Source organism: Allocatelliglobosispora scoriae (assembly GCF_014204945.1).
Classification (GTDB): domain Bacteria; phylum Actinomycetota; class Actinomycetes; order Mycobacteriales; family Micromonosporaceae; genus Allocatelliglobosispora; species Allocatelliglobosispora scoriae.
In genome coordinates, this window is record NZ_JACHMN010000002.1 from 3,360,307 (window position 1) to 3,383,616 (window position 23,310).

Annotated in this window: 24 protein-coding genes; 7 read left to right on the top strand and 17 right to left on the bottom strand. The window is 68.7% G+C overall.

The genetic code is table 11. From position 1 onward, the window contains the following. Nucleotides 1–21 precede the first annotated feature (21 nt). Complete coding sequence (locus F4553_RS20920) at nucleotides 22–408, bottom strand: hypothetical protein (protein WP_184838486.1); 387 nt, start codon at nucleotides 406–408, stop codon at nucleotides 22–24. A 135-nt stretch (nucleotides 409–543) separates the two neighbouring features. On the opposite strand from F4553_RS20920, the gene F4553_RS20925 reads away from it, so the two are divergent. After that, nucleotides 544–1,893 (top strand): ABC transporter substrate-binding protein, encoded by a 1,350-nt coding sequence (locus F4553_RS20925; RefSeq protein WP_184838488.1) that lies wholly within the window; start codon nucleotides 544–546, stop codon nucleotides 1,891–1,893. Nucleotides 1,894–1,970: 77 nt separating this feature from the next. After that, nucleotides 1,971–2,207, top strand: coding sequence for a hypothetical protein (locus F4553_RS20930; protein ID WP_184838490.1), 237 nt, complete (start codon nucleotides 1,971–1,973; stop codon nucleotides 2,205–2,207). Nucleotides 2,208–2,259: 52 nt separating this feature from the next. Here the strand turns inward: F4553_RS20930 and F4553_RS41895 are convergent, their stop codons facing one another. Both F4553_RS41895 and F4553_RS20940 read right to left on the bottom strand, forming a co-directional pair. Further along, nucleotides 2,260–3,615, bottom strand: a complete 1,356-nt coding sequence (locus F4553_RS41895; protein ID WP_281395035.1) for a PrsW family intramembrane metalloprotease — start codon at nucleotides 3,613–3,615, stop codon at nucleotides 2,260–2,262. 8 nt (nucleotides 3,616–3,623) lie between these two features. Further along, on the bottom strand, nucleotides 3,624–4,181 hold the full coding sequence (locus tag F4553_RS20940) for a hypothetical protein (RefSeq protein WP_184838492.1): 558 nt from the start codon (nucleotides 4,179–4,181) through the stop codon (nucleotides 3,624–3,626). A 103-nt stretch (nucleotides 4,182–4,284) separates the two neighbouring features. Here F4553_RS20940 and F4553_RS20945 point away from each other — a divergent pair, with 103 nt between their 5' ends. After that, nucleotides 4,285–4,890: a TetR/AcrR family transcriptional regulator gene (locus tag F4553_RS20945; RefSeq protein WP_184838494.1), complete on the top strand. Its 606-nt coding sequence runs from the start codon at nucleotides 4,285–4,287 to the stop codon at nucleotides 4,888–4,890. Nucleotides 4,891–4,963: 73 nt separating this feature from the next. On the opposite strand, the gene F4553_RS20950 is transcribed toward F4553_RS20945, so the two are convergent. Beyond that, nucleotides 4,964–5,173 (bottom strand): DUF3073 domain-containing protein, encoded by a 210-nt coding sequence (locus tag F4553_RS20950; protein WP_184838496.1) that lies wholly within the window; start codon nucleotides 5,171–5,173, stop codon nucleotides 4,964–4,966. 275 nt (nucleotides 5,174–5,448) lie between these two features. Continuing rightward, nucleotides 5,449–6,513 carry a Glu/Leu/Phe/Val family dehydrogenase gene (locus F4553_RS20955; protein ID WP_184838498.1) on the bottom strand — a complete coding sequence of 355 codons (1,065 nt, stop codon included), beginning with the start codon at nucleotides 6,511–6,513 and terminating at the stop codon, nucleotides 5,449–5,451. A 133-nt stretch (nucleotides 6,514–6,646) separates the two neighbouring features. On the opposite strand from F4553_RS20955, the gene F4553_RS20960 reads away from it, so the two are divergent. After that, the gene (locus F4553_RS20960) at nucleotides 6,647–7,486 is read left to right on the top strand and encodes a DUF8083 family protein (protein WP_184838500.1); all 840 of its coding nucleotides are present in this window, start codon (nucleotides 6,647–6,649) and stop codon (nucleotides 7,484–7,486) included. Between the two features lie 201 nt (nucleotides 7,487–7,687). Next, complete coding sequence (locus F4553_RS20965; protein WP_007073996.1) at nucleotides 7,688–7,897, top strand: BldC family transcriptional regulator; 210 nt, start codon at nucleotides 7,688–7,690, stop codon at nucleotides 7,895–7,897. Nucleotides 7,898–7,977: 80 nt separating this feature from the next. On the opposite strand, the gene amcA is transcribed toward F4553_RS20965, so the two are convergent. The 5 genes from amcA to F4553_RS20990 form a co-directional block, all read right to left on the bottom strand. Continuing rightward, complete coding sequence (gene amcA, locus F4553_RS20970; protein ID WP_184838502.1) at nucleotides 7,978–8,178, bottom strand: multiple cyclophane-containing RiPP AmcA; 201 nt, start codon at nucleotides 8,176–8,178, stop codon at nucleotides 7,978–7,980. Further along, nucleotides 8,162–9,250, bottom strand: a complete 1,089-nt coding sequence (gene amcB, locus F4553_RS20975) for a cyclophane-forming radical SAM peptide maturase AmcB (protein ID WP_184840989.1) — start codon at nucleotides 9,248–9,250, stop codon at nucleotides 8,162–8,164. Before amcB ends, amcA begins: the two co-directional genes overlap by 17 nt. A gap of 373 nt (nucleotides 9,251–9,623) precedes the next feature. Further along, a complete protein-coding gene (gene purM, locus F4553_RS20980) occupies nucleotides 9,624–10,772 on the bottom strand; it encodes a phosphoribosylformylglycinamidine cyclo-ligase (RefSeq protein ID WP_184838504.1) in 1,149 nt (382 codons plus the stop codon). A gap of 54 nt (nucleotides 10,773–10,826) precedes the next feature. Then, the gene (purF, locus tag F4553_RS20985) at nucleotides 10,827–12,404 is read right to left on the bottom strand and encodes an amidophosphoribosyltransferase (protein WP_184838506.1); all 1,578 of its coding nucleotides are present in this window, start codon (nucleotides 12,402–12,404) and stop codon (nucleotides 10,827–10,829) included. A 187-nt stretch (nucleotides 12,405–12,591) separates the two neighbouring features. Beyond that, entirely contained in the window at nucleotides 12,592–12,945 is a 354-nt protein-coding gene (locus F4553_RS20990; protein WP_184838508.1) for a sterol carrier family protein, read from the bottom strand. A gap of 184 nt (nucleotides 12,946–13,129) precedes the next feature. Between F4553_RS20990 and F4553_RS20995 the strand changes: the two genes are divergently transcribed. Continuing rightward, entirely contained in the window at nucleotides 13,130–14,893 is a 1,764-nt protein-coding gene (locus F4553_RS20995) for a carboxypeptidase regulatory-like domain-containing protein (RefSeq protein WP_446680435.1), read from the top strand. A 256-nt stretch (nucleotides 14,894–15,149) separates the two neighbouring features. On the opposite strand, the gene purL is transcribed toward F4553_RS20995, so the two are convergent. The 5 genes from purL to purB form a co-directional block, all read right to left on the bottom strand. Then, nucleotides 15,150–17,465 carry a phosphoribosylformylglycinamidine synthase subunit PurL gene (gene purL, locus F4553_RS21000; protein ID WP_184838512.1) on the bottom strand — a complete coding sequence of 772 codons (2,316 nt, stop codon included), beginning with the start codon at nucleotides 17,463–17,465 and terminating at the stop codon, nucleotides 15,150–15,152. Beyond that, on the bottom strand, nucleotides 17,462–18,163 hold the full coding sequence (gene purQ, locus F4553_RS21005; protein WP_184838514.1) for a phosphoribosylformylglycinamidine synthase subunit PurQ: 702 nt from the start codon (nucleotides 18,161–18,163) through the stop codon (nucleotides 17,462–17,464). The genes purL and purQ overlap by 4 nt, the downstream gene beginning before the upstream one ends. Further along, the gene (gene purS, locus F4553_RS21010; protein WP_184838516.1) at nucleotides 18,160–18,396 is read right to left on the bottom strand and encodes a phosphoribosylformylglycinamidine synthase subunit PurS; all 237 of its coding nucleotides are present in this window, start codon (nucleotides 18,394–18,396) and stop codon (nucleotides 18,160–18,162) included. The genes purQ and purS overlap by 4 nt, the downstream gene beginning before the upstream one ends. Before the next feature lie 110 nt (nucleotides 18,397–18,506). Continuing rightward, a complete protein-coding gene (locus F4553_RS42505) occupies nucleotides 18,507–19,112 on the bottom strand; it encodes a TMEM165/GDT1 family protein (RefSeq protein ID WP_184838518.1) in 606 nt (201 codons plus the stop codon). 90 nt (nucleotides 19,113–19,202) lie between these two features. Then, nucleotides 19,203–20,621 (bottom strand): adenylosuccinate lyase, encoded by a 1,419-nt coding sequence (gene purB / locus F4553_RS21020; RefSeq protein ID WP_184838520.1) that lies wholly within the window; start codon nucleotides 20,619–20,621, stop codon nucleotides 19,203–19,205. A gap of 125 nt (nucleotides 20,622–20,746) precedes the next feature. Between purB and F4553_RS21025 the strand changes: the two genes are divergently transcribed. Beyond that, complete coding sequence (locus tag F4553_RS21025; protein WP_184838522.1) at nucleotides 20,747–21,586, top strand: hypothetical protein; 840 nt, start codon at nucleotides 20,747–20,749, stop codon at nucleotides 21,584–21,586. A gap of 60 nt (nucleotides 21,587–21,646) precedes the next feature. Here the strand turns inward: F4553_RS21025 and F4553_RS21030 are convergent, their stop codons facing one another. Together F4553_RS21030 and F4553_RS21035 are read right to left on the bottom strand one after the other, a co-directional pair. Continuing rightward, the gene (locus tag F4553_RS21030) at nucleotides 21,647–22,075 is read right to left on the bottom strand and encodes an ATP-binding protein (RefSeq protein ID WP_184838524.1); all 429 of its coding nucleotides are present in this window, start codon (nucleotides 22,073–22,075) and stop codon (nucleotides 21,647–21,649) included. Further along, nucleotides 22,059–23,291, bottom strand: coding sequence for a sensor histidine kinase (locus F4553_RS21035; protein ID WP_376776234.1), 1,233 nt, complete (start codon nucleotides 23,289–23,291; stop codon nucleotides 22,059–22,061). Before F4553_RS21035 ends, F4553_RS21030 begins: the two co-directional genes overlap by 17 nt. Nucleotides 23,292–23,310 lie beyond the last annotated feature (19 nt).

Consider the following 23,310-nt stretch of genomic DNA (forward strand, 5'->3'; position numbering starts at 1 on the left):
TGCGCCATCGGCGCACGGCCGTCAACCGCGCCGGCGCAGTGTCGCCGCCGTCGACCCGGCGAGGGTGAGCAGGCACTCCGACAGGATGCCGTCCGCATCGGCCGCGCCTATCAGGGCCTGGCCGGTGTGCATGTCCTCGTTGAGATAGGCGCTGACGAAGCGGGCGACCCAGCGTGCGTCATAGGTCGCGTCCTCGATGCCCTCGAACTCCAGCGACCAGTGCCCGGACGGCTGCCCGTCACCGGCGATCGTGCTGGCCAGGCACCATGCGACCGCCGTCACGCCGGAGACTCCGGCCTTGCCGACCACCTCGTTGAAGGTGTCGGCAACGGCGTCCGAGTCGCCCGCCAGGGCTCGGTCCAGGACAAGGGCCGCATCTTCAAAGACGCCGTGTGAATCGCCGGTCACATTGGGAGCATATGCGGGCCTGGCAAGCCGACATCGCGATCCCACTCGTCTCATAACGCAATACTCCCGCTGGGTACCGGACAGATCCCCTTCGCGTTAGTCTCCATGCGTCCTTGACCCCGGAAAGGCCCCCGCATGCGCCACCTACCCGGCTTTCGCCTCGTTCTCTGTGCGGCCCTGCTGGCCACCGTCGCCGGCTGCGGCCCGGACAGCGATCAGAACAGCAGCCCCACCGCCCCCGTACGCCTCTACGGCTCCGACGGCAACATGCTCAACGGTGTCGGCGCGCTGGTGAAGAACCAGCCCCGTCTGCTGGACGGGATGAAGGGCACGGCACCGCTGATCCGGCTGACGGAGGATTTCCGGCGCCGCCTGAACAACATCGACCCGAATCTGCACGACCTGGCCTACGCCGGGGAGTCCTATGACGCGGTCGTCATCGCCGCCCTCGCCACGCAGCTCGCCCGGACCACGGATCCGGAGGTGGTCAAGAACTACATCGTCGGCGTGACCAACTTCGGGCAGCCGTGCACCGCGGTGGCGGAGTGCCTGAATCTGGCCCGTGAGGGCAAGGACCTGCAGTATGTCGGCGTCACGGTGAAGACCGGGCTGAGCGAGATCGGCGAGCCGTCGACGACCACCTACGGCACGATGCACTTCGACACCAACAACAAGATCAATGATGTGCTCACCGAGTATGTCGGCGCCGGCGCCCCCGGTACGGCGAGCGCGCAGCCCGGTCCGGCACCGGCGAAGCCGAGCACGAAGCCGACCGGTGCCCCGCTGATCATCGGCGACCTCACCTCCCACTCCGGTGGCAACAGCGAGAGCAACCCGCCGATCTACGCGGGTGCCCGGCTGGCGATCAAGGAGATCAACGACGCGGAGGGCGTTCTGGAGAAGCCGGTCCAGTGGCTCAACGGCGACGACAAGACCGACATCGAAAAGGCGAAGGCACAGCTCAAGGCGCATATCAGCGCCGGTGCCCAGATCGTGCTCGGCCCGACGACATCACGGGTCACGGCGGGCGTGATGGAGCAGATCACCTCGTCCAAGGTGATCGCGATCAGCCCGTCGGCGACCTCGGCGCAGCTCTCCACCGTCGTCGACGACGGCCGGTTCTTCCGCACGGCACCCTCGGACGTGCTGCAGGGCAAGGCGCTCGCCGACGTGATCCTCCGCGACGGCACCAAGCGGATCTCGATCATCGCGATGAAGGGCGCCTACGGCGAGGGCCTGCAGATCAACGTGCGGGACGAGCTGATCAAGGCGGGTGTCCCGAGCTCGGCGATCCAGACCCTCAACTACGACGCGCCCTCCGACGACGCCGTGGCGATCAACGTCTCCGAACAGGTCAAGTCGATCAAGGGATTCGCGCCGGACGGCGTACTCGTCATCGGGCTGGACGAATCCGCGCAGGTCCTGACGCAGCTCGCGACGGCCGGGGTGGATCCGCGCAAGACCCCCGCGCCGAAGGCTGATTAATTACCTCTGCATTGCCCACCTGGCAGCCACCGCCTAGCGTGGCTGCCGGGCAATCCCACAATCAAAGGAGTTCCCCCATGGGCGAGACCGTAGAGACGCGCGGCGACGACCGCGTCGACCTCATCAAGGGCGACACCAACCAGGACGGCAAGGCCGACGTCTGGGCCTCGGACACGGACGGCGACGGCAAGGCCGACCTGTTCCAGTTCGACACGGACGGCGACGGCGAAGTAAACATCACGCTCGTCGACCTCGACCAGGACGGCAAGCCGGACATCACGGTCGACGGCGACGGTGGCCACGCGCCCAACTGAGCGCCGGCTCCTCCGGTGGTCAGGGCCGCGCGCCCTGGCCACCGCACGGCCGTCAGGCGCCGCCGAGCGCGCGGATGGCGAGCCAGACGAGCAGGACCACCGCGATGAGTACGCCGACCCAGAAGATCCAGCCGTGCCCCCCGATGCCCGCACGCGGCGACGGCACCGCCTCGGGGTGCCGGATCGCGATCATCCGCCGCCGCGCCAGCAGCACGGCCTGCCGGAACTCCTCGATCTCCTCGGGCGGCTGACCCCGGCTCAGCTCCACCGCCAGGCGGCACTGGGCCCGCTGGAGGTTCCGGACGGCACGCAGCCCCCGCACCCCCGCCCGGGCCTTGCCGTACCGCCGCGCAGCGGATCTCAGATGGCCGTGCGGCATCGCATGCGCCTCGGCGGGCGTGATGATCGCGGGGTCGTTCAGCACCGTCAGGTGATCGAGGTAGTAGTAGGCCTCCCGGTGCCGGGCGAGGTAGATGAGGCCGAGCGCGAGCAGCAGCGCCGGCGCCCCCTTGAGCAGCAGCCCGAGCAGCACGCCTGTGCCGCCCCCGCCGACGCCGTCGGCGAGCAGGGGTGAGTTCCAGAGGAAGTGCAGGGCCCACGCGGCGGTGAAGGCGAGCACGGCGCCGAGCAGCCGCACCGAGAACGGCCGGTCGGGGTGCAGCCGGCTGACGGCGGGGTCCGGCTTCGCCGGGGTTTCCCGCGCCGGTGCGCCTCGGGGGAAGGGCCGGTGGACCACGAAGTAGGCGACCCCGGCCCCGGCCAGCGCGGAGAAGAGCGTGTGGCTCCAGAGCCCGGCGAGGAAGCCGCGCAGGAAGAACGTCGCGATCACCGGACCGACGACATCCCCCTGTCCCGACAGCGCCACCGCGTTGATCGCGTAGATGACGTCCTCGACCACCTGGAACCCGAGCCCGACCAGTGCGCCGTAGACCATGCCGTCGAGCACGCTGTTGATCTGGGCCCGGGCGATCATCACGATGACGACCACGCCGAGCAGCTTGAGGATCTCCTCGATCGTCGGGCCCGCGATAGCGGGTCCCCACGCTGCGGCGAAGGCGGGCGAGACGAGCTTGGCGAGCATGTCGGAGACGGCCTGGTTGCCCCGGATCGCCACGGTGATCGCGACCGCCGCCCCCCAGGCGAAGGCGGTGGCGAGCAGCAGCGGCGGTTCGCGTTCCATGTAGTCGAGGGAGCTGATGAAGAGCCAGAACGGCACGGCGTAGAGCGCGAAGAGCCCGATCGAGACGAGCGTGGCGGTCGGGTACTTCCCGTAGGACGTCATCAGGATCCGGACCAGGCGCGACCCGCAGACGATCAGCAGGGCTGTGAGCAGCCAGAACGCCGGCATGCGCAGTGATGCGGCGGCTCTGGCTGTACGCGGGGTCGGCCTGACGGCCATCGAGCTCATCGGGCCCCTCAGCTCTGGTAGGTGATCGACGCGACGCTCTGCTCGATCGCCGAGATCTCATCCGAGAGGCCCACCTCGGTGCCGCTCACCGTCACCTCGATGGAGATGCCGGAGGCGAGGAAGACGGCGTACCGGCCGATGCGCCCGGGCGCGGTGTAACCGCCGCCGACCCCCTTGAGGCCGGATCCGGTGTTGATGGAGTCCTCCCCGCCGGCGACCTGGTAGCCGCGGGTGGATTCGATCTTCGTCCGCAGCTTCGCGGCGGCGTCCTCGATCCCGCCGCCGAAGGGCGCCACGACGATCACGTAGCGCACGGGGCCGACCAGGAAGAGCACGGTGCCCCGGTCCGCGGCGGGCCGGGTCTTGCTGGCGTCGACCTGGGCGTGCAGCGGCGGCACGACGCTCACGCCGCCCCCCACGAGGTAGGCCTTGCCGCCGACCGCGTTGAGGTCGGCCGGGACCATGCGATTGATCGCGGGCAGGCCGAAGGCGATGCCGAGGATCACCGCCAGGACCGTCAGACTCCCCGCGAAGTTGCGGAGAAGTCGGCCGCCGGCGGTCCTCATGGTGCCGACGTTAGGCGATCCTGGGCCTCAAACCCGAACGAATGACAGAAACCAACCGGCATCCGAGCGCATCCCTCTCGATGCCTGGGGGAAGAATGGCCCGATGACCGTTCCCCTCGGCGGCACCCGCCGCAAACAGGTCACGCACGCCGCCCTGGAGGAGGCCGCCCTGCGGCTCTTCGCCGAGCAGGGCTACGAGGGCACGACGGTGGAGGAGATCGCGGCCGCGGCCGGCGTCGCGGTGCGGACCTTCTTCCGTCACTTCTCGTCCAAGCAGCATGTGCTCTTCGGAGATGTGGCACACCGTCAGATCGCCGCGCTGCGGCAGGCGCTCTCCCAGCGCGACGCAGCCGAGGACCCGATCACCGCGCTGAAGGCGGTGATGGACGACCTCGACCTGGTCGACCAGGCCGACCGTGCCCAGGTGCTGCTGCGGTTCCGCCTGATGGCGGCCCAGCCGGCCCTGGTCGCGACCTATCTGCTGCTCAGCGCTGAACTGCAGAACGAGGTAGCGGTCTTCGTCGCCCGATGCCGTGGGGCTGCGCCGACCGATTTCTACCCGCAGTTGATCGCCGCTGCTGCCGCGTCGTCCTGGCACGCGTCCCTGACCACCTGGGTGGCCGCTGACGGTGATGCCGACCTGACGGAGCTGCGTAAGTCCGCTTTCGCGGCGTTGACCGCAGGGCTGGATCCGGCTGGGCAGACGTGAGCACGCGGGTAGTCCCGCGTGCTCACGTCTTGGCTGCCGGTGCCCCTGGGGTGCACCTGCTCAGACCGGAGGGTCAGGAGCGGCGCATCGCCCAGCTGGGGTCGTTGTCCTCATCGTCCGAGTCGTCGTCCGGATCGACGACAGGGTCGTCGTCGACATCGACGTCGGACTTGCCGCTGGCAGCGAGTTCCCGCTGCAACGCGGTGAGGTCAGTGTTCGGGGAGTGGTACTTCAACTCCCTGGCCACCTTTGTCTGCTTGGCCTTAGCACGGCCTCGCCCCATGGCTCGACCCCCTCGCACATGAATGTCGGGGCAGCCCGAAGGCGGGCCCCGATGACGTTAGGCATCTCTCGTGGCTCATACGGTACACAGGTTGTCGCCACTTCGGCATATCGGGCTGGGCGGCGTGCCGTTTAGGTGTCTGATTTGCTCCGGTAAGGGGTTGATTGCCGAAACGGTCATGACCGTTCGGATGATCTCCCCCCACCCGGGATATTTTGCTGCAAAGCGTGGCCTCCCGGCGTGGCGAGACCACGCTTTGCAGCAAAACGTGCCTGCTAGACGCGGATCTGGCGGAGGCGGCCGACGTCGGTCATGCGGCGCTCGGCGAGGCGGTCGGCCGCTGTCGCCGGAGAGATCCCCTCGACGTCGGCGAGTGCCAAAATCTGCTTCGTCGTCTCGAAGATCCGGGTCGCCCGCAACTTGGCACGCTCGAAGTTGAAGCCCTCGATCTCGTCGGCGACCTGGATGACGCCGCCCGCGTTGACCACGTAGTCGGGCGCGTAGAGGATCCCCCGGTCGACCAGCACCTTCTCGATGCCGTGGTGGGCGAGCTGGTTGTTGGCGGCACCGGCGACGATCGTGGCCCGCAGGACGGCCACCGTGTCGTCGTTGAGCGCCCCGCCCATCGCGCACGGCGCGTAGACGTCGATGTCGCTCGTGATCAGCTCGGTCACGCCCGCGACGAGCGAGACCTGCGGGTGGTTCGCCTGGATCCAGGAGATCGCGTGCTCGCTCGGATCGGTCGCCACGACCTCGGCGCCGTCCTCCAGCAGGTGCGCGGTGAGGTATTTGCCGACCTTGCCGAGGCCGGCGACGCCGACGCGGCGGCCGCGCAGCGACGCGACGCCCCACGAGTGCTCGGCCGCGGCCCGCATTCCCTGGAAGACACCCCACGCGGTGAGGACCGACGAGTCGCCGGCACCGCCGTGCTCCACACTGCGGCCCGTCACAAAGCGTGTCTCGCGGGCTACGACGTCCATGTCCTGCACGTAGGTACCAACGTCGCATGCGGTGTAGTAGCGGCCGTTCAGGGACTGCACGAAGCGGCCGAAGGCCCGCAGCATCGCCTCGGACTTGTCAGCGATCGGGTCGCCCCAGATGACGGCCTTGCCGCCGCCGAGGTCAAGACCGGCGAGTGCGTTCTTGTACGCCATACCGCGCGACAGCTCCAGCACGTCGTGCAGGGCCTCGGCCTCGGTGGCGTAGGGGTAGAACCTGGTTCCGCCGAGCGCGGGGCCCAGCGCGGTGGAGTAGATGCCGATGATGGCCTTGAGGCCGCTGGCGGGATCCTGGCAGAAGACGACCTGTTCGTGGCCGGTGTCGGCGGCGAAGACGCCCATGGGGACACTCCTCATTGAGTTAGCCCTTGTGAGGCATTGACCTGTGCTGTCCGACGGGGGTGGTGCCGGACCAGATCACCCTAACGCTGCTCACCATTGCGCATCGACGGGCAGACCGTGCGAGGATCGCGACGTGCCGTCACAGTTCGCCGCATACCTGCGCGTCTATGAGCCGCTGGCCGCCTTCGACCGGGATCGCCAGCGCTACTGGCGTCGATATCTGGAGGAGGGCCGGGCAGTCGGCCCCGCCGAGGGCCCCGGCCGGCAGCGCGTCTCGGTGCTGGAGGCGCTGGGCGCGGGCTGGACCAGGCTGCCCGATCTGCCCGAGGAGGCCTACGTCCTGCAGACGGAGGGCGGCACGCTGATCTGCCCGTGGAACCTGCGGGTACGCGTGGCCGAGGCCGCCCTGATCGCTCGCGACGGGGTGCCTGCCGTCCTCGCCGACGCCTTCGTGCCGCCGGCGCTGGCCGGGGTGGCACGCACGGTCCTCGACGACTTCCGCAGCGGCGCCAAGGTGCTCGATCACGGGGTGCCGAGGTTGCACGAGCATGTGGCGACGTGGGGCGTACCCCTGCGATGGTTCCTGTTCGTGGATCCGGCGGAGCGCGAGGTGTCGACGCAGAGCGGGCGGCGGATGCTGCGCTACCGGACCGAGATCGGCCAGGCGCGGCGGCGGGCGCACAAAGGGCTCGCCGTGCTGCGCCGCTCGATGGGCGACGCGCCGATCACCGAGGCGGTGGCTGAGGGGACGCGCTGGCTGGAGGAGTTCCACCCGGGTTCCATGGTCGAGCTCGACTACGGCGGCCTGGTGCACCTCTTCAGCGACGAGGCGCTGCTCGGCGACGACTCGCCGGAGCTGGTCGCCACCGGGATCGCAGGTCTCGCCCGGGGGGATGCCGAGGCTGCGGCAGAAGCTTACGAGGAATTAATTGATCGTTGGCGACAAATCCAGTTAATGGAACGCTGTAACTGACATTTCGGGTATGCCTGTCATTCTGCCGAGTGGTTTTGTCCTCTTATTGCCCGAAATATCATTGCTTCATCATCCGTCCATCTACGGACCTTCACCCGTTCGGCCCATGTCGGACAACCTGGACTAGCCGGACTATGGGAGGCGCGTTGGCCGGTAGGACCCCGGCCAATGTTTGTAGGTACTTGTGGAGGAGTGACCCAAATGGCGTCGCGTACGCACGAACCCGAGCCTCTGCTCACCCCCGCCGAGGTCGCGTCGATGTTCCGTGTCGACCCGAAAACGGTGACTCGTTGGGCGAAGGCAGGCAAGCTCAGCGCTATTCGCACGCTGGGCGGCCACCGTCGTTACCGCGAGTCTGAGGTGCGCGCTCTGCTGCAGGGCCAAATCCCGCAGCAGCGGCAAGGCGACTAAAAGGCTGGCTTTCCCCCGGCTTGACGTGGTGTGGGCGGCGCGTTAGCGCTGCCCACACACTTGTCTAAGGCCCTTTCGGGCTACCGCTGGGGCCTGTTGCTGAACTGGTAGAACGTGGGAAACGCGTCCTCGAAGGGGCGTGGCCCGGCCACCGGATCATGTGGCGACGTCGTCGCGCGCGCGGCCCACGTCGCCTCTGCCTCCGACACCAGTGTCGTCACCGCGACTGCTCGCGCGCGGGCGACCAGCTTCTCGAAGTCGGTCTCAAGCGTTACCGGCATGATCCAACACCCCATCCATCAGCAGAATCTTGCTGTTGCGGCAGTGCTCGGTGACGGTCGTGTCAAACCGCCCCTGCTCGAAATACCTGTTGGCGGCATGCCCGCCACCGCAGAAGCCGAAATAGGAACAGCTCGTGCGGCAGGCCTCGACCCCGGTCAGGTATTCGGCGATCCAGGGCGCCTCAGTGGCTCGGGCGACCAGCTCGGTCAACGGTGTGGCCAGGACATTCCCGCTGGCGAAATCGCCGTAGGCGGGTGCGGTGAAGCCCGCGAGCTCCGGTGAGAGCAGCACCACCGAACCGTCGTAGGCGATGGTCGGGATCGGATCGATCCGACGCGGCAGCACGGCGTCGGCGGTGCCGTCGCGAAGCGCCGCCGCATAGCGGATCGCCCACTCCACATCGCGCAGCTCCAGCGCCGGATCCGCGCGCCAGGCCCCGGTCAGCTCGGCCCAGAACGTCCGCACGTCGTCGGGCGGATGGTGGTTGTCGCGCAGGTTGACGCCCTCGCGCTCCTCGACGTTGATCCCCAGCGCATAGCAGCCCAGCTCGCGGAAGTAGGCGTAGAGCGGCCCGGCGAGGCCAGGCCGCGGCCGGGTCACGACGCAGAGCGCGGCGAAGGGGATGCCGCGTCGGCGCAGGGCCGCGATCCCTTCGACGATCCGGGGGTACGCCGGCCGTGCGCCTCGATCCACCCGCGCCGCATTGAGCTCCTCGGGACCGTCGACGCTCACCCCGACCCGGATCCCGTGCTCCACGATGAAGTCGCACCACGCGTCGTCGATGAGCGTGGCATTCGTCTGCACGTGGTGCTCGACCCCGCGGAACGGCGCCATCAGCTCCGCCAGCGCATCCCGCCCCGCCGCGGTGGGCTCGCCACCGTGCCAGACGACGGAGAAGCGCTCCGCCTGCTCGGCCCAGATGTTGACGCTCGCGGCCACCGCATGGGCGACCTCGACCGTCATGCGCCGGTTCTCGGCACGAAAGGGCAGGTAGCAGTAGGTGCAGTCGAGATTGCAGAGCGACGTGGGCTGCATGATCACATAGGACGGTGCCGGGGCTATGCCCCGCATCCCGGTAAACAGGCCGGCCATCGCACCTCCCCCAGGCCGACAGCCCGCGCCCGCAAGCCCTCGCGAGCATGCGGACATAGGCCGTGCAGCCTGGCAGTCCCCGTCTGGCCTACGGACGAAAACGCTTGCTGGCGGCCTACGGGCGCACCCATTGCAGCACCGGGGAACGAGCTAAGGCAATAGCTTCGCTCTATATTTACCGATCATGAATAGAGCGCACGCCGATGGATCGCCGGCAAGGCGCACGGAGCCGCCGTGTGCGCTCGCGGCGCCGACACGAGGACGCAGCGATCGAGCCCCGCAGGGCGCGCCAGGAAACACACAGTGCACAAGGCCACGAGCAACGCCGTCAGCGATCAACTGGCGGGCTCTCTCAGCCGCGAGTGTGTGAGCCGACCATCCGCACGTCGCCGGAGCCCTCGATGACCTCGCCGGTCACCCAGGCATCGACACCGCGAGCGGTGAGCAGGGCGAGCGCGCGGTCCGAGTCCTGGCTCGCCACGATCGCGAACATGCCCACGCCCATGTTGAAGGTGGACTCCATCTCCGGGGTGTCGATGCGGCCCTTGCGCTGCACCAGGTCGAAGATCGGCTGCGGGCGCCACGTCGAGCGGTCCACGATCGCGTCCATGTTGCCCTGGAGCACGCGGTTGAGGTTGCCGGGGATGCCGCCGCCGGTGACGTGCGCGAACGCGTGCACCTCGCACTCGGCGATCAGGTTCAGGCAGTCCTGCGCGTAGATCTTGGTCGGCGTGAGCAGCTCCTCGCCGAGCGTGTGCTGCGTGCCGAGGTCCTCCATCACGCTCTCCAGCCGGAGCCGGCCCTGGCCGATCAGCACATGGCGGACGAGCGAGTAGCCGTTGGAGTGCAGGCCCGAGGAGCGCATGGCGATGACGACATCGCCGAGCTCGACCCGCTCGCGGCTGAGGATCTGGTCCTCCTCCACGACACCCACCCCGTTGGCGGAGAGATCGTATTCGTAGGGCTTCATCACGCCCGGGTGCTCGGCGGTCTCGCCACCGAGCAGCGCGCAACCGGCGGTCCGGCAGCCGTCGGCGATGCCGGCGCCGATCTCCGCGATCCGGTCCGGAACGACCTCGCCGCAGGCGATGTAGTCGAGCAGGAAGAGCGGCTCGGCGCCACAGGCGACCAGGTCGTCGACGACCATCGCGACGAGGTCGATGCCGACCGTGTCGTGGATCTCCATCTGCTGCGCGATGACGAGCTTGGTGCCGACACCGTCGGTCGACGACGCGAGCACGGGCCGCTTGTATTTCGTGGTGTCCAGCCGGAACAGGCCGGAGAAGCCGCCGAGGCCACCGATCACCTCGGGGCGGTGCGTGCGCTGCACCTTCGACTTCAGCAGCTCGACGGCGAGGTCACCGGCGTGGATGGAGACACCCGCATCCGCATAGGTGGCGGTGCGCTTGCGCCCGACACTGTTGCTGCCTGCGGTCCAGGGCTGGCGGTCCGCGGAAGATCCCGCCCCGCTCGGTGAGGGGCGCTCGGTCACGTGGGTCACGGTGGTGCTCCTTTTGTTGCTGCGGCTCGCATCCGCGTGGGGTTGCCGGATTGGTCAGGCTCCGGCGAACTGCTGGACCTCATCGGTGGAGATGTGAGGATCCGTCGAGGCCTCGTCGCCCGAGGCCGCCGAACGGCCCTTCGCCTCCGAGGTCTGGTGCCGCTCACTCGCGCCGGGCCTGCGTCCGACACTCTCGAGCACATGCTTGCCGATCAGGTTGCCCTCGGGCAGCGCAATCGGGTATTTGCCGTCGAAACACGCGGCGCAGAGCCGGCTCGCCGGTTGCTCGGTGGCCGCGATCAGCCCCGTGAGGGAGACATAGCCCAGCGAGTCCGCACCGATGGCTCGCCGGATGCCGTCGTTGTCCGTGCCGTTGGCGATCAGCTCCGCCGGGCTGGCGAAGTCGATGCCGTAGAAGCAGGGCCACTTGACCGGAGGTGAGGAGATGCGGACGTGCACCTCGATCGCCCCGGCCTCGCGCAGCATGCGGACGATGGCCCGCTGCGTGTTGCCGCGCACGATCGAGTCGTCGACCACGATGATCCGCTTGCCGCGGATGACGTCGCGCAGCGGATTGAGCTTCAGGCGGATGCCGAGCTGGCGGATCGTCTGCGACGGCTGGATGAAGGTGCGCCCCACGTAGGCGTTCTTCACCAGACCCATGCCGTAGGGGATGCCGGACTCCTGCGCGAAGCCGATCGCGGCCGGTGTGCCGGACTCCGGGCTGGGAATGACGAGATCCGCGTCGACCGGATGCTCGCGGGCGAGCTGGCGGCCGACCTCCACCCGGGCGGCGTAGACGTTGCGACCGGTGATCGTCGCGTCGGGCCGGGCCAGGTAGACGTATTCGAACAGGCAACCCTTGGGATCGGGGTTGGCGAAGCGCGACGAGCGCAGACCGGACTCGTCGATGGCGATCAGCTCGCCGGGCTCGACCTCGCGGACGATGCTGGCGCCGACGATGTCGAGCGCGGCGGACTCGCTCGCGACGACCCAACCGCGCTCCAGGCGACCGAGCACCAGGGGGCGCACGCCCTGGGCGTCGCGGGCGGCATAGAGGGTGTTCTCGTCCATGAAGACGAAGCTGAAGGCGCCCTTGATCGTCGGCAGCACCTGCATCGCGGCGGCCTCGATCGTGAGGTCGGGCGACGCGGCGAGCAGGTTGGTCACGAGGGCGGTGTCGCTGGTCGACCCGTCGACCTTGAGCCCCAACGCCTCGACCCGGCGAGCGAGCTCAGCCGTGTTGACGAGGTTGCCGTTGTGGGCGAGGGCGATCGTCGTGTTGAAGTTGGTGGCCTTGATCGTGGGCTGTGCGTTCTCCCACGTCGAGCCGCCGGTGGTGGAGTAGCGCGCGTGCCCGATCGCGAGATGGCCGCGCAGGCTGGCGAGCGTCGGCTCGTCGAAGACCTGGGCCACGAGACCGAGATCCTTGTAGACCACCACGCCGGTGCCGTCGCTGACCGCGATGCCGGCTGCTTCCTGACCCCGGTGTTGCAGGGCGTAGAGGCCGAAGTACGTAAGTTTCGCCACCTCTTCGCCTGGAGCCCAGACGCCGAAGACGCCACATGCGTCCTGGGGGCCTGGCCGGTAGGGGTCGAGTTCGTGGCTCAACTGGCCGTCGCCTCGGGGCACCCTGCTGCTCCTCACCTAGGTTGCCTGGCTGTTTATCTTGATAGTGCGCCGTTAGGTGTCAGGTTGCGTCTTGTTCGCCGTGCTCCGACAGTGTACGCGACTTGACAGGGCTCACGGAAAGCCATCGTTTGGATGCTTTCTGTAATCAGACTGTGCCAGGTTGTGCGGATCCAGTCTGACAGAAGAGTCAGACGGGGAAAAGAGCAGAAATATCCGATCTGATGCCACTAGCTGTGATTCGTCCCTCAGCGAGTGCCTGACTCCAGGCCAATCGCCCGGTTGCCAGCAGGAAGAATGTGATCGGGTCGGTCTCCACGACATTTGCCGGAGTCCCACGGGTGTGCCGAGGTCCTTCGACACATTGAACTGCCCCGAACGGGGGAACTCTGACCTCCACCGATCGTCCTGGATTTTGCGCCGCAAGTTGTGCCAGAAGCACCCTAACGGCATCGCGTAGCATCGTACGCTCGGGCTGCTCACCGGCATCGATGGAGTCAGAAATTGCTATGACTGCCCGGGACTTATCGCTCTCTAAGGACATGACGGGACGATACGTCCTGTCGTGACAACGATTGTGACCGGCCCTGGGTCGCGGAAACCCTGTTGGACAAGGCATAGTGGCCAGCGGTGTATTCGCACGGGGGGAGATAAACGGGAAGGCGGTGAACGTGACAACACACCGACGGGCCTGGTTGCTACGCGCCGGTGTAGTCGCGACGATTGCGGTGGGCGCATTGACGGGCCTAGCTGCTCCAGCACTGGCTGCGCCAACCGTTTCAGCCCCAGCGAGCGTCACCATTGAGAGCGGTGGCGCCGAGAAGAGCTTCAGTATCACCGTCACCGCGGCAGCGGACGAGGCGCTCACCGGGCTGACCATCGCCCTCAACGCGCCTGGCGGAAGCGGTATCACCTGCACCGCCGGCTGCAACAGCACACCTTTCGGCGTTGCAGCGGGGACAACCTCGCCGCCCAAGCCGCTCAAGGTCAAGGCGGGTGCGGGATCGGCCTCGGGCGACATCTCCGTCGAGATCGTCATCTCCGGCAGCGGACCACCGCCCAATCCCGGTGACCCGGCCCCGCCCGTCAGCGTGACGCGCACCATGACCATCAAGGTCGTGCCGCTCCCGCCGCCGTCGATCAAGAAGGTCACCGGCAAGGTCAAGGACAGCGTCACCGGCAAGGCGATCGCCGGCGCCATCGTCCAGCTGCAGGACTCAGCGGGTTACAGCGTCAGCACGACCACCGACAGCGGCGGCAACTTCTCCTTCACCGGCACCGCGACCAACCCGATCAAGCCGGGCACCATCGGCATCGGTGTCTCGCTCGAGGGCTACAACAGCATCGACAAGACTTACCAGTTCGCGCTGGGTGAGTCGAAGACCGTCAACATCACCATGATCTCGACGGCCGCGGCCAGCGCTTCCCCGCTGCCCACCGATTCCCCGGCACCGACTGATTCGCTGGCTCCGTCCGATGGTGCGACCGCGGACGAGACAGCCACCTCCGACACGACGAACAACGGCGGCACCGAAGAGGAGTCCGGCGGCCTCTCCTGGACGCTCATCGCGCTCGGCGGCGTCCTCGTCGCCCTCGGCATCGGTGCGATCGTCCTCATGCTCGTCCGTCGCAACAACGACGATGACGATGATGAGGACGACGAGGACGAGGACGACGAGCCACCGGCACGCGGTGGACCTCGCGGCGGCGGCCGGGGCGCGGGCGGCTACGGCGGCGGTCCTCGGGCAGCCGATCCGACGATGGTTCAGCGCCCGGGCATGGCCGACGCACCCACCACGATGCAGCGCCCCGGCCAGTACGGTGCGCCGCCACCCCAGCAGGGCGGCTGGTCCGGCTACGGCCAGAACGCGCAGCCCACGCCGGGTTACGGTGCACCGCAGGGCGGCGGGGCATACGGCTCCCCGGCAGCGGGCCCCGGTTACCAGGGTTCCTACGGCTCTCCGGCGGCTCCGGTCTCCGGGTACGGCGGCGCGGCTCCGGTCTCGGGCTACGGCGGCGGGGCGCCCGCGAGCGGCGGCGGCTACGCGGCACCGGGCTACCAGGACCCGGCATACGGGCAGCAGCCCGCCTACGGCCAGCCCGGATACCAGGACCCGGCATACGGGCAGCAGCCGGCCTATGGGCAGCCCGGATACCAGGCACCCGCCTACGGCCAGCCCGGATACCAGGACCCCGCATACGGACAGCAGCCGGCCTATGGGCAGCCCGGATACCAGGCACCCGCCTACGGCCAGCCCGGATACCAGGACCCCGCATACGGACAGCAGCCCGCCTACGGGCAGCAGGGCTACGTGCCGGAGCAGCGCAACGGTTACGACCCCAATGCGTACGACCAGCCCACGCAGCGGGCCTACGGCCAGGACCCCTACGCACAGCCGCAGCCGGGTGGTTACGCGGCACCGCAGGACGGCTACGACGACCGCCGGGGCGAGCCCCGCGACCGTCGCCAGCTCGACTGGCTGGACGACTAGAGCAGCAGAGCACCAGGACAGGGCGCTTCCCAGCCGGGGAGGCGCCCTGTTTCGCATGATCGCTCATCCGCGCGCCCAAGATCGCCGCAACTCTTCAAGAGTTGTTCCTATCCGGCGTGGGCCACGCGTGACGCACGCCCCGTGACCACCCGATTTAGGACCAACTCTTGAAGAGTTGCGGCGATCTTGGGTCGGGCGAGTACATACAGAACGCCGGGCCAACCTGGAGGTCGGCCCGGCGTACCCGGATGGAGTTTTAGATCTCGACTGCGGCGTTGGTGACGACGGTCGAACCGAAGAGCTTCGGCAGGGTCTCGGTCCACGCGGTCCGCAGCTCGTCCAGGGCCACGCTGAACTGGTCGCGGATGGCGAGCGGCGCGCCCTCGGCGGTGACCGTGCCGATCGCGGTGACCGGGACCTGGTACTCCTCGCAGAGCGCCGTGAAGGCCTTGTCGACACCCCGGGGGATGGCGACGAGGACCCGGCCGGTCGACTCGGAGAAGAGGAAGGTGAAGGGCAGCGCGCCCACCGACCACTCCGCCGGCAGCTCGATCGTCGCGCCGAAGTTCTTGCGCAGGCAGGACTCGACCAGCACCTGGGCGAGACCGCCGTCGGAGAGGTCGTGCGCGGCCGAGACGAGTCCACGGCCGGCGAGGTCGGCCATGAGCGCACCGAGGCGACGCTCGCCGAGCAGGTCGACCGCGGGCGGGCGGCCGCCGAGGTGCTCGTGCACCACCCAGGCCCACTCGGAGCCGGAGAACTCGGCCTGGGTGGTGCCCAGCACGTAGAGCAGGTCACCCTCCTGGGAGAACCCCATCGGTACGCGATGGCGCACATCCTCGTGGATCCCGAGCACCGCGATGACCGGAGTCGGGTGGATCGGCACGGCGCCGGTCTGGTTGTAGAAGCTGACGTTGCCGCCGGTGACCGGGATGCCGAGCTCCAGGCAGCCGTCGGCGAGCCCGCGAACGGCCTCGGCGAACTGCCACATGACACCCGGGTCCTCGGGGGAGCCGAAATTCATGCAGTTGGAGACGGCGATCGGCACGGCACCCGTGACGGCGACGTTGCGATAGGACTCGGCGAGTGCGAGCTTGGCGCCCTCGTAGGGGTCCAGCCGGGCGAACCGGGCGTTGCCGTCGCAGGAGAGCGCGACACCGAGGTGCGTCTCCTCGTCGATCCGGATGACACCGGCGTCCTCGGGCTGGGCGAGGATCGTGTTGCCCAGCACGTAGCGGTCGTACTGCTCGGTGACCCAGGACTTGTCGCACAGGTTGGGGCTGGCGATCATGCGGAGCAGCGTCTCGCGCAGCTCCTCCGGGTTGGCCGGCCGCGGCAGCGTCTCGGCCCGATCCGCGATGAGCAGCGGCAGGTCGTTGGGCTCCTTGAGCGGCCGGGCATAGACCGGGCCGTCGTCGACGAGGCTGCCCGGGGGCACGTCGACCACGGTCTGGCCGTGCCAGTCGATGACGAGGCGGCCGGTGTCGGTGACGACGCCGATCGCGGTCGCGCTGACGCCCCAGAGGGTCGCGATGCCGAGAACCGCGTCGAGCTTCGCCGGCTCGACGATGAGCAGCATGCGCTCCTGCGACTCGCTGGCGAGGATCTCGTGCGGCTGCATCGAGGCCTCGCGCAGGTGCACCTTCTCCAGCTGGACGCTCATGCCGGTGCCGGCCGAGGCGCTGGTCTCGGTGAGCGCGCAGGTGAGGCCCGCGCCGCCGAGGTCCTGGACGCCGACGATGAGCTTGCTCGCGTAGAGCTCCAGGCACGACTCGATCAGGAGCTTCTCCATGAACGGGTCGCCGACCTGGACCGCCGGGCGCTGCTGCTCGGACTCGCTGTCGAAGGTGGCGCTGGCGAGCACGGAGACGCCGCCGATGCCGTCGCGGCCGGTCTTCGCGCCCATCAGGACCACGATGTTGCCGGGGCCGTCGGCCTCCTTGCGCTGCAGGCCGTCGACGGGCAGAACGCCCACGCAGAGCGCGTTGACGAGCGGGTTGCCCTGGTAGCACGGGTCGAAGACGATCTCACCGCCGACGTTGGGCAGGCCGAGGCAGTTGCCGTAGCCGCCGACGCCCGCGACGACGCCGGGCAGGACCCGGGCGGTGTCGGGGTGATCGGCGGCACCGAAGCGCAGCGCGTCCATGACCGCGACCGGCCGCGCACCCATCGCCAGGATGTCGCGGACGATGCCGCCGACACCGGTCGCCGCGCCCTGGTAGGGCTCGACGAAGGACGGGTGGTTGTGCGACTCGACCTTGAAGGTCACGGCGAGCTTGTCGGTGATCGCCACGACACCGGCGTTTTCACCGATGCCGGCGAGCATGCGCTCCGACGGCGGCTTCTTCTCACCGAACTGGCGCAGGTGGATCTTGCTCGACTTGTAGGAGCAGTGCTCACTCCACATGATCGAATACATCGCGAGCTCGGACTGGGTGGGACGCCGACCGAGGATCTGCTGGATGCGCTCGTACTCATCCGGCTGGAGACCCAGCTCCGCGAAGGGCTGCTCCTCGTCGGCCGTGGCGAGCGCGCGCTCGACGGTGTCCACATCGATGTCGACGGCGGTCATGCTGCTACTTCCTCTTCCACCGGCTGTGCGGCACCGGCAAGGTGCGCGAGCACCGACGTGAAGAACGTGAGGCCGTCGACGGACGGGCCGGTCAGCAGGTCGATGGCGTGCTCCGGGTGCGGCATGATGCCGACCACGTTGCCCGCCTCGTTGCGGATCGCCGCGATGTCGCGCATCGAACCGTTGGGGTTCTCCCCGACGTAGCGCGCCACGATCTGCCCGTTGGCCTCGAGCCGGTCGAGCAGCTCCTCGCTGCCGACGAAGCAGCCCTCGCCGTTCTTGACCGGGATGACGATCTCCTGGCCGCTGTCGAACCCGTTGGTCCAGGCGGTGGCGGCAGCCTCGATCCGCAGCTTCTGATCGCGGTTGCGGAAGTGCAGGTGCTGGTTGCGGGTGAGCGCGCCGGGCAGCAGGTGGGCCTCGCAGAGGATCTGGAAGCCGTTGCAGATGCCGAGCACGGGCAGGCCGTCGCGGGCACCCTTGGCGATCGTCTCCATCACCGGAGCGAACCGGGCGATCGCGCCGCAGCGCAGGTAGTCGCCGTAGGAGAAGCCGCCCGGGAGCACGACGGCATCGACGCCGTAGAGCTCGGGATCGGCGTGCCAGAGGCGAACCACCTCGGCACCGGAGTAGCGTGCGGCCCTGGCCGCGTCCCCGTCGTCCAGCGACCCGGGGAAGGTCACGACGCCGATTCTCATGCCTCGACCCGCACCGCGTAATCCTCGATGACCGGGTTGGCGAGGAGCTTGTCGGCGATCTCCTTGGCGCGGTCGAGATCTGCCTCACCGGCGAATTCGATCTCCACGCGGCGGCCGATCCTTACCGAGGCGACGTCATTGACGCCCAGGCGAGGCAGAGCGTTGGCGACAGCCTGCCCCTGCGGATCGAGGATTTCGGGCTTCAGCATGACGTCTACCACGACGCGAGCCACGGTGATCTCCTGACATGATCAATCTCGTGCGGGCGTGACCAGCGTACCTGTACCTATGCCGCCACCCCCGGCGGCCCTGGCTCGTTAGGGCGCGCGTTACACCCGGGTGATCACGGCACCAGGGAGATCACGGTCACCGCGGCGAGGACCGCGCAGACGCCGGCGCCGACATACCGGATCACGGAGAGGCGCACCCGCTTCAACAGCCAGCGTCCCAACAGCACGGCCGCGCCCGCCACGGCCGCGAGACCAAACCAGGCCCCGAAGAAGACGGGTACGCCGGGACGGCCGCTCGCCACCAGCCCGGCGGTAATGAGCTGGGACAGGTCGCCCCACTCCGCCGCGAAGAGGACGAGGAAACTGGCGGTCGCCGCACGCAGGCCGGTGCGGGATTCGGTGACCTTCTGCTCGTACTCCTTCTCCTGCTCGGCGCCCTCGGCATCAGCCTTGCGCGCGCCGCGGAACAGGACCACCGCGCCGATGGCGAACATCACCGCGGCGAAGAGCTTGACCGGCGTAGCAGGGAGTTTGGAGATCAGCGTGCCGGCGACGACGGCGACGAGGCACTGCACGCCGAAGGCTGCGGTGACCCCGATCCAGACCGGCCACGGCCGGTAACGGGTCCCGAGCACGAGCGTGGCGACAAAGGTCTTGTCGGGCAGCTCGACAGGCACGATCAGCACAAACGCCGTAAGGAACGCCGAGATCCACTCCACGGACTCATTCTGCCCGTCCCGCCACGTTTTGCAGCAAAGCGTGGCCTCGCCGCGTCACAAGGCCACGCTTTGCTGCAAAACGTGAGGGGGTTAGAGGATCCCGCCGGGCGTGTACGTGGACGCCTCGGGGTGCGCCGCGGTGATCGTCTCGATCTCGGCGGCGATCGCTGCCACCTGCGCGGAGGCGGCGCCGACGAAGGCGGCCCGATCCTTGACGAGGTCGTCGATCTCCTGGCGGGACAGGCCCAGTCGGCCGTCGGCGGCGAGCCGGTCGAAGAGGTCGTTGGCGGCGAGGCCACGCTCACGCATCGCGAGTGCCACCCCGACCGCGTGCTCCTTGATCACCTCATGGGCGGTCTCCCGGCCGACGCCGCGACGGGTCGCCGCGACCAGGATCTTCGTCGTCGCGAGGAAGGGCAGGAAGCGGTCCAGCTCCCGATCGATCACCGCCGGGTAGGCACCGAACTCGTCGAGCACCGTCAGCAGGGTCTCGAAGAGGCCGTCGAGCGCGAAGAACGCGTCCGGCAACGCGACCCGGCGGACGACGGAACAGGAGACGTCGCCCTCGTTCCACTGGTCGCCGGCGAGCTCGCCGACCATCGACAGGTAGCCCCGGATGATCACGGCGAGCCCGTTGATCCGCTCGCTGGAGCGGGTGTTCATCTTGTGCGGCATCGCGCTCGAACCGACCTGCCCGGCCTTGAACCCTTCGGTGACCAGCTCCTGGCCGACCATGAGCCGGATCGTGGTGGCGAGGCTCGACGGTCCGGCGGCGGCCTGCGCGAGCGCGGAGAGCACGTCGAAGTCGATCGAGCGGGGGTAGACCTGGCCGACGCTCGTCAGCACCCGCTCGAAGCCGAGGTGCCGGGCGACCGCCGTCTCCAGCGCGGCGACCTTGGCCGCATCGCCGTCGAAGAGGTCGAGCTGGTCGGCCGAGGTGCCGACCGGGCCCTTGATCCCGCGCAGGGGATAGCGGGCGATGAGCTGATCGACCCGCTCGTACGCGATGAGCAGCTCCTGCGCGGCGCTCGCGAAGCGCTTGCCGAGCGTGGTGGCCTGGGCGGCGACGTTGTGCGAGCGCCCGGCCATGACGGTCTCGTCATAGCGCACGGCGAGCGCCCCGAGCCGGGACAGCGCAGCGACCATCCGGTCCCGGATCAGCAGCAGCGAATCGCGGGTCTGCAGCTGCTCGACATTCTCGGTGAGGTCGCGGGAGGTCATGCCCTTGTGGATCTGCTCGTGCCCGGCGAGAGCGCTGAACTCCTCGATCCGTGCCTTCACGTCGTGGCGGGTGACCCGCTCCCGGGCCGCGATCGAGGCGAGGTCCACGTGGTCGACGGCCTGCTCATAGCCCTCCAGTACGCCATCGGCGAGCGGGATGCCGAGGTCGCGCTGTGCCCGCAGAACGGCGATCCAGAGTCGGCGCTCGGCCCGGATCTTCTCCTCCGGCGCCCACAGGGCAACCATCGGGGCGGACGCATAACGGGCGGCGAGAACGTTGGGCACCATGCTTCAATTCTCTCCCATGACCGGTTGAGACCCAGCTCACCCCCGAGCGGGGGCCACCGGAATCGGCGATGCGGTGCATGCTGTGTGCCGCGTACGCCCACTGCCTCACCCCGCGGAGTCTCGCCATGTCACAGCCCCCGACGGTGCCGGGTCCCTACTCGCCCGCCTATCCGGGCACCCCGTCGAAGCCGGGGATGTCGCGGGACACCAAGATCCTCATCGGGGTCCTGGGCGGCGTCGGCGGGGTCGTGGCGCTCTGCTGCATCGGCGCCATCCTGATCGCACTCCTGATGCCCAGCGGTCCGTCCGCCGAGCGGCCGATCGTCGTCACCGCGCCCTACACCGTGCCGTCGGAGCTGCCGTGGCTGGTCTCACCGAGCCCGAGTCCGAGTCCGACCCCCCTTGTCCTGCCCTCGGACCCGGCCGCCTCGGCCCTCCCCGCGGACAAGGTCTACAGCGGCAGCGGCGACAAGGTCGTCACGCTGGCACCGCTCGACGAGAACTACCTCTACCTGGCGACCGTCACGCATCGCGGCTCCAGCAACATCGCGATCGTCTCCCGGGACGCGGACGGCCAGTACCTCGACCTGGTCGTGAACGAGGTGGGCATCTACACGGGAACGTCGCCGCTGACGATGCGGAAATACCCGTCCAAGCTGGAGATCGACGCCAGCGGCCCGTGGACCGTCACGGTGAAGGTCGCACAGAAGGCCACAGCCTGGTCCGGCAGCGGCAGCGGTCGGGGCAACACCGTTCTGCGGGTCCCCGCGGGCACGCTCACCGGACCCACCTCGATCACCGCGACCCACACCGGCTCCGCCAACTTCATCGTCCAGGCATACGGGCGGACGTCCAGCCTGCTCGTCAATGACATCGGTCGCTACTCGGGCAAGGTCGTGCTGCCCGACGACACCGTGCTGATCGAGATCCGCGCCAGCGGCTCCTGGACCCTCAAGAAGTCCTGACAGCAGTCCTGAGGTTGGTTGCGATCTCGGCGGCGTGTCCAGCATTAAAATTCAGGGAAGTTAGGAGAGTTCGGCCCAGACGGATTGGCCCAGGCCGTCGCGGTCGACGCCCCAGCGGATGGCGAGAGCGGCCACGATCGTCAGGCCTCGGCCGTCGAGCTCGTCGGGGCCGACGACGCGGGGGCGGGGGACCTGGCTGGCGCCGCCGTCGGTGACCCGCACCTCGACCGTGCTGCCGGTCGGGAGGGCTCGAACGCGCCAGGCGACCCGCACGACATCGCCCGGCAGGGGGCCCGCGTGCCGGACCGCGTTGCCGACGAGCTCAGCCACGACGGCGATCACGTCGGCGAGCAGAAGGGGTGGAATGACCTCGGCCAATTCGGCGGCGAGACAATGCCTGGCCTGCTGGGCTCCCAAGGCGTGATGCGGCACCACCACGCTCCACACCCGCTCAGCAACGGCCATCGCCACGCTACAGCCTTTCCCCATCGGAGTACGGCTTATCCCCTCGCGGAAGCCGTACCTCTGCGACCGTACCTCCCCCATCCCTTGGGCGTAAGGACACCCAACCGTTTTGTCGTTCAATAGTCTTTCGGACGAGATAAAGGCCTAACCCGGCACCACCCGACCGGCTTGAATCCTCGGGGCGTGCCCGCCAGAACCGATGAAACGCCGTTTCGGTTTGATCTTCCGGTACGCCCACCCCCCTGTCGGCCACCCGGAAGAAGATCGTCCGCTGGTCCGCACCGGCGGTGAGGGTCACCTTTTCGGGGCCGGGAGAGTACTTGTCGGCATTGGTGACCAGCTCCGTGAGGACGGTGGCGATGCTGCCGCGCTCGCCGTAGGCGATGAGCAGCTCGTGGGGAAGTGCCAGCTCCAGACGGTCGCGCAGATCGGCGGGGAGGTCGAAGGTGGCCTGCCGGAGCGCGGCGACGAGGTCGAAGCGCCCCGGCGACCAGCCCGGTCCGCCGACCGTTGCGGTGGTGAGGAGGCGGTCGACGAGACGGGCGAGTTCGCTGGCGCGCTGGCTGATGACACGGGCCGCCGACACCCGGTCGGCCTCCTCCAGGACCGCCCAGTGCCGGGTCAGCGTGTCTGCGTACCCCTTGATGACCGTGACCGGCGTGCGGAGCTCGTGGCTGGTGACCGCCATGAAGAGCTCGCGCTCCGGCAGGTCGGCGGGGCGCGGGTCGACCGGGCCGTTGCCGTGCACGGGCAGACCGGTGCGGTCCCGATAGAGGTGGGCCATGGTGTTGGCGAGGAGCTGCATGACCAGGTGCTCGTCGGGGTCGTCGCGGCGCTCGTCCTGGCGGTAATAGGCCGCGAGCGCCCCGACCAGCTCACCGCCGATCGCGGCACGAGCGGCGACGGCGAGCCCGATCCCGAGGTCGACCAGCTCGATCGAGACCGGGGTCTCCGACTCGGCGAGCAGCAGCTCCTGGACGCGCTCGCCGGTGCGCACGCGCATCGCCCGGGGTGCGTTCGCGTCGATGCGGCGGCCGAGGGTGAAGGCGACCTCGCCGTTGGCGGCGATGATGCGGCCGTCGTTCTCGGCGAGCTCGAATGCTGCCATCCCGACCGCGCCGACCGCGTCCTGGGCGAGGTCGAGCAGCAGATCCAGCGCGGGCAGACCCGGCTCACCGGCGTTGATGGTCTCCATCAACGCGGTCAGCCTCACCACCAGGTCCCTGGATCGCGGATCCACGAATCGCATCCTGCCCAAT